The organism is Pseudonocardia sp. (genome assembly GCF_025465255.1).
In the GTDB taxonomy this organism is placed as follows: Bacteria; Actinomycetota; Actinomycetes; order Mycobacteriales; family Pseudonocardiaceae; genus Pseudonocardia.
Genome location: NZ_JAODNI010000069.1, coordinates 20,400 through 28,586, shown reverse-complemented (window position 1 = coordinate 28,586; position 8,187 = coordinate 20,400). Strand labels below are relative to the sequence as shown.

Genomic DNA, 8,187 nt, shown 5'->3' with positions numbered 1-8,187 from the left:
GGAGCTGCTCGACTTCTCGGTCGAGGCGGAGGACCGCGGCCTCGACATGGTCGCGGTGTCGGACCACTTCCAGCCGTGGCGCCACCACGGTGGGCACGCGCCGAACGCGCTGGCCTGGCTGGGGGCGCTCGGCGGCGCGACCCGGCGCGCGACCCTGGCGACGAGCGTGCTGACGCCGACGTTGCGGTACCACCCGTCGATCGTCGCCCAGGCGTTCGGCACCCTCGGCGCGCTGAACCCGGGCCGGGTCATCCTGGGCATCGGCTCGGGCGAGGCGATGAACGAGACGCCGGCCACCGGGGCGGAGTTCCCGGGGGCGAAGGAACGGCGCATGCGGCTCGCGGAGTCGATCACGCTGATGCGCCGGTTGTGGACCGAGGACCGGGTCGACTTCGAGGGCACCTACTACCGGACCGAGAAGGCGACCGTCTACGACCGGCCCGAGCAGCCGGTGCCGATCTACGTGGCCGCCTCCGGGCCGCTCGCCGCCAAGCTCGCCGGACGTGTGGGTGACGGGTTCATCTGCACCAGCGGTAAGGACCCGGAGCTGTACAAGACGCTCCTGGCCAACGTCGCGGAGGGCGCCGAGACGGCGGGACGGGACCCGGGCTCGCTGCGCAGGATGATCGAGATCAAGGTGTCCTACGACCGGGACATCGAGACCGCGCGGACGGTCTGCCACTGGTGGGCCGCGCTGGCACTGAGCTCCGAGCAGAAGACCGGGGTCGAGGACCCGCTGGAGATGGAGCGGCTCGCCGACGCCAACGTGGACAAGGCACACACCCGGTTCATCGTCTCCGACGACCCCGCCGAGGTGGTCGACCGGATCGGCACCTACCTCGACCTCGGCTTCACGGACCTGGTGCTGCACGGCCCGGGTGGGGACCAGCACCGCTTCCTGGAGCAGTTCACCACCGACGTGCTGCCCGGCCTCCGCGACCGCGCGAAGGCGGGCCCGGCGTGACGGTCTCGGCCCCCGAGCAGCCGGCGCCCGGCACCCGGACCGTCGCGGCGCTCCGGCACCTCGTCGCCGGCACCTGGACCGACGGTGGCGGCGAGGAACTGGTCGACACGAACCCGGCGCGGCCCGCCGAGGTCGTCGCCCGCGGACGGCTGGCCGGCGACGCGGAGCTCGACGCCGCCGTGCAGGGCGCGGTCGCGGCCTTCCCGGGCTGGGCCGCCACCCCGTTCCCCGCCCGCGGCGAGATCCTGACCCGGACCGCCGCCGTCCTCGACGCGAACGCCCCGGCCTGGGGCGAGGAGCTCGCCCGCGAGGAGGGCAAGACCCTCGCCGAGGGGGTCGGCGAGGTGCGGCGCGCGGCGGAGATCTTCCGGTTCTTCGCCACCGAGGGCCTCCGGCCGGTCGGGGAGATCTACGCGTCGCCGCGGCCGGGGGAGCAGATCCAGCTCGTCCACCGGCCGGTCGGCCCGGTCGCCGTGATCACCCCGTTCAACTTCCCGATCGCCATCCCGGCCTGGAAGATCGCCCCGGCGCTCGCGTACGGCAACACCGTGGTGTGGAAGCCGGCCACCTCGGTGCCCCTGCTCGCGATGCGCCTCGCCGAGGCGCTCGTCGAGGCGGGCCTCCCGGACGGCGTGGCATCGCTCGTGATCGGCGAGGGTGCGATCGGGGGACGGCTCGTCGAGCACCCCGGGATCTCCCGGGTCACCTTCACCGGGTCCACCGAGGTGGGGCGCCGGGTCATCGAGAGGTGCGGGGCGCTCGCCCGCCCCGTCCAGACCGAGATGGGCGGGAAGAACGCCGCCGCCGTGCTGAGCGACGCCGATCTCGAGCTCGCGGTGGACCAGGTCGTCGCGGGAGCCTTCCGGTCCACCGGGCAGAAGTGCACCGCCACGTCCCGCGTCATCGTCACCGAGGCGGTGGCCGACGAGTTCGTCGCCCGGCTCGTCGCGCGGGCGAGCGCGCTGACCGTCGGGGACCCGACGGACGCCTCGGTGCAGATGGGCCCGCTGGTGTCCGGCGCGGCCCGGGACGGCGTGCTCGCGGCGGTCGCCGCGGCGGCCGGGCGCACCGGAGCGCGGCTGCTCGCCGGCGGCGACGCCTACACCGACGACCGCGCCGAGGGCGCGTTCCTGCCGCCGACCGTGGTCGAGCTCGCCGGCGACGACGAGCTGTGGCGCGAGGAGCTGTTCGGACCGGTCCTGGCCGTCCGCCGGGCCGCGACCGACAAGGAGGCGCTGCAGCTCGTCAACGACAGCGTCTTCGGCCTCTCGGCGGCCGTGTTCACCGACAACCTGCAGGCGGTCACGACCGCGATGGAGACGGTGGACGTCGGCATCCTGCACATCAACTCCGAGACCGCCGGCGCGGACCCGCACGTCCCGTTCGGCGGCAGCAAGGAGAGCGGTTTCGGCCCGAAGGAGCAGGGCCGGGCCGCTCGGGAGTTCTTCACCACGACCACCACGGTCTACCTGAAGGCCTCCCGCCCCCTCGAGCGGTGACGGTCCCGCTCGGAACTCGACACGCACACATCGTTGGAGAGAACGTCCCATGGCATCCGTGATGAAAGACCCGCTCGACCTGCTCGACGTGTCCTCGCTGCTCAGCGAGGAGGAGCGCGACATCCAGCGGACCGTCCGCGACTTCCTCGACGACCGGGTGCGCCCGCACATCGGTGAGTGGTTCGAGGAGGGCCGGTTCCCCCGGGAGCTCGTCACCGAGCTCGGCAAGCTCGGCCTGCTCGGCATGCACCTGGAGGGGTACGGCTGCGCCGGCACGAATGCGGTCAGCTACGGCCTGGCGTGCCTGGAGCTGGAGGGCGTCGACTCCGGCCTGCGCAGCTTCGTCTCCGTCCAGGGCTCGCTGTCGATGTACTCGATCTGGCGGTGGGGTTCGGAGGAGCAGAAGCAGGAGTGGCTCCCGCGGCTCGCGGCCGGCGAGGCGATCGGCTGCTTCGGCCTGACCGAGCCGGACTTCGGGTCGAACCCGTCCGGCATGCGGACCCGCGCCGTGCACGACGGCGAGGACTGGATCCTCAACGGCTCGAAGATGTGGATCACCAATGGCGGCCTCGCGGACGTCGCCACGGTGTGGGCGCAGACCGAGGACGGCATCCGCGGGTTCCTGGTGCCGCGCGGCACGCCGGGCTTCACCACGAGCGACATCAAGCACAAGCTGTCCCTGCGGGCGTCGGTCACCTCGGAGCTGGCGTTCGACAACGTCCGGCTGCCGGCCTCGGCCCAGCTGCCCGAGGCCCGCGGCCTCGGTGGCCCCCTGGCCTGCCTCAACGAGGCCCGCTTCGGGATCCTGTTCGGCGCCGTGGGCGCAGCCCGGGACAGTCTGCAGGCCGCGCTGGACTACGCGGATGCCCGGATCCAGTTCGACAAGCCGATCAGCGCCTTCCAGCTCACGCAGAAGAAGCTGGCCGACATGGCGGTGTCGCTGAACTCCTCGATGCTGCTGGCGCTGCACCTCGGGCGGCTCAAGGACGATCACCGGCTCAGGCCCGAGCAGGTCTCGGTCGGCAAGCTCAACAACGTCCGGGAGGCGATCGCGATCGCCCGGGAGTGCCGGACGATCCTGGGCGGCAGCGGTATCTCGTTGGAGTACTCGCCGCTGCGGCACGCGAACAACCTCGAGTCGGTCCGCACCTACGAGGGCACCGACGAGGTGCACACACTGGTGATCGGGCAGGCGCTGACGGGGCAGTCGGCGTATCGCTGATCGGCGCCCTGTCGACGGGCGCGCCTGACGGCGATGCGGGTCCGCTCGCCTCCAGGGCGGGTGCACGACCGGCCCCCACCGGGTCTCCGACCCACGGAACGGCCCCTCGCCCGGCGAGGGGCCGCTCTCGGCGTGGTCGGCGTGGGATCCCGGCGCGGAGCCGGGTGCCCGGCGCTCCGAAACGCACCTCGCCCGCGTCGCCCGATCCGGCACGCACGATTGTCGCGGGAACGAACGAGGGGAGGCGCCGCGATGACGGTCTCGACGGCCGAGGTGCTGGACGCGCTGCGGGAGGTGATCGACCCCGACCTGGGGGTGAACGTCGTCGATCTCGGCGTCGTCCGGGACATCGACCTGGACGCGGTACCGCCGGTCCTGACGATGACCCTGACCTCCCCGGCGTGCCCGCTCCCCGGCGTGCCCGCTCACCGGCGTGATGGAGGACCAGATGTCGACGGCGCTCGGGGGGACGTTGCCCGGTCACGAGGTGCGCTGGGTCTTCCGCCCCGCGTGGTCGCCGACGCACATCAGCGAGGAGGGCCGGGAGCAGCTGGCCGCGATCGGGTTCCGGCTCTGACCCGGAGCCCGGTCGTCACGGGTGCGCTCCCCGATCAGTGCTTCGGGCCCGGGTCCTGCTCGGGGCGCGCCTCGTCGATCGTCGGGAAACGCTCGGCGTAGCGGGTCGCGGCCCGGCGGAACCGGTCGAGGCGGTAGGCCTCGTCGGGGATGCTGCAGCTGCCGCAGTACGGCTCGTCGAGCTGCTGGTCGAGCGTGGAGCGGAACGCGAGACAGCAGGCGTGGCGTTCGTTGAACATCCACTCCGCGCCGCCGCACTCCTCGGTGCGCAGCGTGACGACACGCGCGGCGCGGGGCTCGTGTGCGAGGAACTCGCGGGCCCCGGCGAGCCGGGCCGCCCGCCCCTCGTACTGCAGGGCCGCGACGACCGGGCCGGTGACCCGGTTGGCGTACATGCCGAGCAGCAGCGAGCCGGCGACGGCGTCCGTCGGCACCCCGCGGGTGGTCCGGGTGGCCGCGACGGCGGCGGCCAGCCCGGCACCGAACAGGTGGGCCGCGGGCATCCAGCTGGCGCCGGTGCGTTCACCGGCACCGGCCGCGAACCGCGGCCCGAGCCGGGCGTCGTCGGACGCCCGGCCGGCCCCGTTCAGGTCACCGCGACGAGCTCACCGCCGGGTCGACGGCGACGGGCTCGCGGACCGCGTGGTGGTGGTTCGCGTTCCGGGGCGTCGCCAGGACGGTGTGCGCGCGCTCGTCGAGCACGGGACCGGACAGCGTCCCGTTGGCGGCGAGGAGGGTCTCGAGCGCGGTGAGCCAGTGCTCGTAGTAGCTCCACGGCTCGGTCCCGTTCCCGGTCTCCCACCGGCGGATCGACTCGACCAGCGAGAGCTGGAACTCGCTCCACGCGTAGTTGCCCTCGTGGTAGGCGGCGACGGCCATCGCGAAGGCCCGCAGCTCCCACGGCTGCTCGAAGGACCGCTCGTCCGGGCCGCCTCCCGGCAGGTCGCAGACGAGATCCTCGACGCGTCGCCGCGCGTCGCCCAGCTCCGTCGCGTCCTCGCGCACGCCGCTCACGCCGCGGGTGCCGTGGCCGAGGTGCCGACGGGGCCGACGCCGATCATCGAGTCCCGGGTCACCAGGGCGGCGAGCTCGAACGGGCCCAGGTCCTCGGTCCCGGCCGGCCGCTGGGGCAGGACCCAGTACCGCAGCTCGGCGCTCGAGTCCCACACCCGGATCTCCACAGAGTCCGGGACGGTGAAGCCGAAGTCCTCGGCGAGCACCTTCCGCGGTTCGCGGACGATCCGGGCCCGGTAGGCGGGAGCCTTGTACCAGTTGGGCGGCAGGCCGAGCACCGGCCACGGGTAGCACGAGCAGAGCGTGCAGACGATGGCGTTGTGCACCGTGTCGGTGTTCTCGACGACGATCATGTCCTCGCCCTGCAGGCCGCCGATGCCGAGCTCCGCGCAGGCCTCGGTGGCGTTCGCCAGCAGGCGCGCCTTGAACTCGGGGTCCGTCCACGCCCGCGCGACGACCTGCGCACCGAGCTGCGGGCCGACCTCGTTCTCGTAGATCTCGGCCAGCCGGTCGACGGCCTCCACCGTCATGATGCCCTTCTCGATCATCAGGGCCTCGAGGGCCTTGACCCGGGCGGCGATCTCCTCCTGCGTGCGCAGGGGGGTGTCCGTGGGGGCCATTCAGGCTGCTCCTTCGGTGGCGGGGGCGGGGCTGATGTAGGGCTCCCAGACGTCGAAGTAGACGACGCCGTTGGGGTCGCCGACCTCCGGGCCCCAGAGCTCCTCGGCGGTGAACTTGACGGTGTAGACGTGCTCGGGTGCCTCCGGGCCGCCGTTGCCGGCGCTGTCCGGGTAGATGAAGGTCCCGTGGGTCGCGGTGACGACGCCGGTCCGGCCGCGGATGTAGCGGGCGCGGCGGGTGTGCCCGACCGGGCTGTCCCCGGCGACGACCACCCGGTCGCCGACCGCGAACGCGGCGACCTTGTCGGACTCGCGGGCCGCGGGGGCGCCGCCCTTCACCGCGCCGTCGACGAACGCGAGGAGCTCCGGGTCGGTCCGCCCGGGCAGCGGGGCGTCGGGGTTCTCCAGGTAGAACGCCGTTCGCTTCTCGAGCTCCTCGGGGTCGATCACACCCGCCTTCCCGGCGTAGTGCTCCGCGGTGTGCGCCCAGTGCTCGTAGTAGTTCGACAGGAGGTACTCAGCCGGGTCCATCTGCTCGATGCCGTGGCGGAACATGTCGACGTTGAACAGGCCGGCGCGGAAGTTGGTGGCGAAGAGAGCGAACGCGGCCTTCTCCCACTCGGCGTGGAAGACCGGCTCGTTCTCCTCGGTGCGGACGGGTCCCATCCCGTCGGTGCCCCCGAGGTCGAAGACTCCGTTCATGCGCTGCTCCCGGTGGTCGCGGTTGTCGCGGTGGTCGCGGTGGTGAGCGCGGGCGGAGAGGGGAAGCCCCCGACCGCCTGCTCGTAGGTGTGCGCCACGCGCAGCACCGTCCCGTCGTCGAAGTGCTTGCCGATGATCATCAGCCCGGCCGGCAGCCCGTCGACGAGCGCGGTCGGGACGCTGCACGCCGGGTGCCCGCTCGCGTCGAACGGGGCGGTGTTGCCGATCATCGACAGCGCCGTCGCGAGGTAGACGTCCAGTGGGGCGTCCGGCGGCGGGATCTCCTGGGCGGTGAAGGGCAGCGTGGGCATGACCAGGACGTCGTAGGCCGACAGCGCGGCGTCGTAGGCCTTGCGCAGCTCGAAGACCAGGTTGCGGGCCATGCCGTAGTAGCTGCCGTGGCCCTCCTCGAACGCGTACCGCCCGGCCAGCGCGACGAGCTTGACGGTCTCGGAGAACTCCGCCCCGCGCTCGCGCCACTGCCTGCCGTAGAACGCCATGAGCTCCGGGTCGTAGAGACCCTGGGAGTTCAGCCCGAACGCGTTGCCGTCGACCATCTGGTACGCGGCGCCCTCGGTGGCGATCACGTTCCACAGGTGCATCGCGTCGGTGTGCCAGGGGATCGACACCTCCTCCGCGGTCAGGCCGGCGGAGCGGAGCACGTCGACGGCGTCACGGACCGCCGCGTCCACCGCCGGGTCCGACACCGGGGTGCCGAAGCCCTCGGTGACGACCCCGACCCGCAGGCCGGACGCCGGCTCGGAGAGGGCGGCGAGGTAGTCGATCCGGGCGATCGACGTCGGCTGCCGCGGGTCGAGCCCGTCCGGCCCGGCCATGATCGACAGCATCAGGGCCGAGTCCGCCACGGTGCGGGTGATCGGGCCGAGGTGGTCGAGCGTCTGCTCGATGGGGAACGCGCCGGTGTAGGGCACCAGGCCGTGGGTCGGCTTGTGTCCGACAGTGCCGCAGAACGAGCTGGGCATACGCACCGAGCCGCCCTGGTCCCCACCCGTGGCCAGGTCGACCGCACCGGTCGCGACCAGCACCGCGCTCCCGCTGGACGAGCCGCCCGCGTTGCGGGTGGTGTCCCAGGGGTTGAGCACCGGGCCCGGCTTGGAGGTGAAGCTGCCGCCGGAGAAGCACAGGTCCTCGCACACCGCCTTGCCGGCGATGGTGGCGCCGGCGTCGAGGAGCCGGGTGATGACGGTGGCGTCCCGGGTGGGGACGAAGCCCTCGACGGTCCGGGAGCCGTTCATCATCGGCACGCCTGCGACGGCGGTGTTGTCCTTCACCGCTACGGTGCGCCCGGAGAGCGGCCCGGCGGCTCCGGTGTTCACCGAGGTCGTGACGTACCAGGCGTGGTAGGGATTGTCCGCCTCGGACGGGGTCGACCATTCGCGCTCGGGCGCCGTCGGCGCGCTCCGCGAGTAGAGCTCCTCGACCGCGTTGAACGCGCCGAGGGCCCCCTCGACGAAGGGGGCGAACGCGGAGCGCCGCTCGGGGGACAGGCCCAGGTGAAAGTGCTCGTCGAGCCGGGCCAGACGATCGGGGTCGGGTGGGGTCAGCGGCACGGGGATTCCTCGCTGTAGG

Annotated in this window: 9 protein-coding genes and 1 pseudogene; 5 read left to right on the top strand and 5 right to left on the bottom strand. The window is 72.8% G+C overall.

Annotated elements, in window-relative coordinates; translation table 11 throughout:
* From JWP64_RS06955 to JWP64_RS06935, 5 genes and pseudogenes are all read left to right on the top strand, one after another.
* Positions 1–964, top strand: a 964-nt coding sequence (locus JWP64_RS06955) for a TIGR03557 family F420-dependent LLM class oxidoreductase (protein ID WP_297493690.1), incomplete at its 5' end; no start/stop codon positions are given.
* Positions 961–2,463 (top strand): aldehyde dehydrogenase family protein, encoded by a 1,503-nt coding sequence (locus JWP64_RS06950; RefSeq protein WP_297493688.1) that lies wholly within the window; start codon positions 961–963, stop codon positions 2,461–2,463. The genes JWP64_RS06955 and JWP64_RS06950, both read left to right, overlap by 4 nt.
* Before the next feature lie 49 nt (positions 2,464–2,512).
* Positions 2,513–3,685, top strand: a complete 1,173-nt coding sequence (locus tag JWP64_RS06945; RefSeq protein WP_297493686.1) for an acyl-CoA dehydrogenase family protein — start codon at positions 2,513–2,515, stop codon at positions 3,683–3,685.
* A gap of 33 nt (positions 3,686–3,718) precedes the next feature.
* Positions 3,719–4,036 (top strand): annotated as a pseudogene (locus JWP64_RS31410) (iron-sulfur cluster assembly protein); the annotation flags it as partial.
* Between the two features lie 97 nt (positions 4,037–4,133).
* Positions 4,134–4,262 carry a hypothetical protein gene (locus tag JWP64_RS06935; protein WP_297493694.1) on the top strand — a complete coding sequence of 43 codons (129 nt, stop codon included), beginning with the start codon at positions 4,134–4,136 and terminating at the stop codon, positions 4,260–4,262.
* 34 nt (positions 4,263–4,296) lie between these two features.
* On the opposite strand, the gene JWP64_RS06930 is transcribed toward JWP64_RS06935, so the two are convergent.
* The 5 genes from JWP64_RS06930 to JWP64_RS06910 all read right to left on the bottom strand — a co-directional run bounded on the left by JWP64_RS06930 (position 4,297) and on the right by JWP64_RS06910 (position 8,168).
* A complete protein-coding gene (locus JWP64_RS06930) occupies positions 4,297–4,764 on the bottom strand; it encodes a hypothetical protein (protein WP_297493684.1) in 468 nt (155 codons plus the stop codon).
* Positions 4,765–4,852: 88 nt separating this feature from the next.
* Complete coding sequence (locus JWP64_RS06925) at positions 4,853–5,275, bottom strand: nitrile hydratase accessory protein (RefSeq protein ID WP_297493683.1); 423 nt, start codon at positions 5,273–5,275, stop codon at positions 4,853–4,855.
* Positions 5,272–5,895, bottom strand: coding sequence for a nitrile hydratase subunit alpha (nthA, locus tag JWP64_RS06920; RefSeq protein WP_297493681.1), 624 nt, complete (start codon positions 5,893–5,895; stop codon positions 5,272–5,274). The genes JWP64_RS06925 and nthA overlap by 4 nt, the downstream gene beginning before the upstream one ends.
* A complete protein-coding gene (gene nthB / locus JWP64_RS06915) occupies positions 5,896–6,597 on the bottom strand; it encodes a nitrile hydratase subunit beta (RefSeq protein WP_297493679.1) in 702 nt (233 codons plus the stop codon). It lies immediately after the preceding gene.
* On the bottom strand, positions 6,594–8,168 hold the full coding sequence (locus JWP64_RS06910; RefSeq protein WP_297493678.1) for an amidase: 1,575 nt from the start codon (positions 8,166–8,168) through the stop codon (positions 6,594–6,596). The genes nthB and JWP64_RS06910 overlap by 4 nt, the downstream gene beginning before the upstream one ends.
* Positions 8,169–8,187: the final 19 nt, after the last annotated feature.

What these genes read in the sequence shown, in the direction of transcription:
- JWP64_RS06945 (WP_297493686.1), top strand. Translation starts at nt 2,513, where the DNA reads ATGGCATCCGTGATGAAAGACCCGCTCGACCTGCTCGACGTGTCCTCG.
- JWP64_RS06935 (WP_297493694.1), top strand. Translation starts at nt 4,134, where the DNA reads ATGTCGACGGCGCTCGGGGGGACGTTGCCCGGTCACGAGGTGCGCTGG.
- JWP64_RS06930 (WP_297493684.1), bottom strand. Translation starts at nt 4,764, where the DNA reads ATGCCCGCGGCCCACCTGTTCGGTGCCGGGCTGGCCGCCGCCGTCGCG.
- nthA (WP_297493681.1), bottom strand. Translation starts at nt 5,895, where the DNA reads ATGGCCCCCACGGACACCCCCCTGCGCACGCAGGAGGAGATCGCCGCC.
- nthB (WP_297493679.1), bottom strand. Translation starts at nt 6,597, where the DNA reads ATGAACGGAGTCTTCGACCTCGGGGGCACCGACGGGATGGGACCCGTC.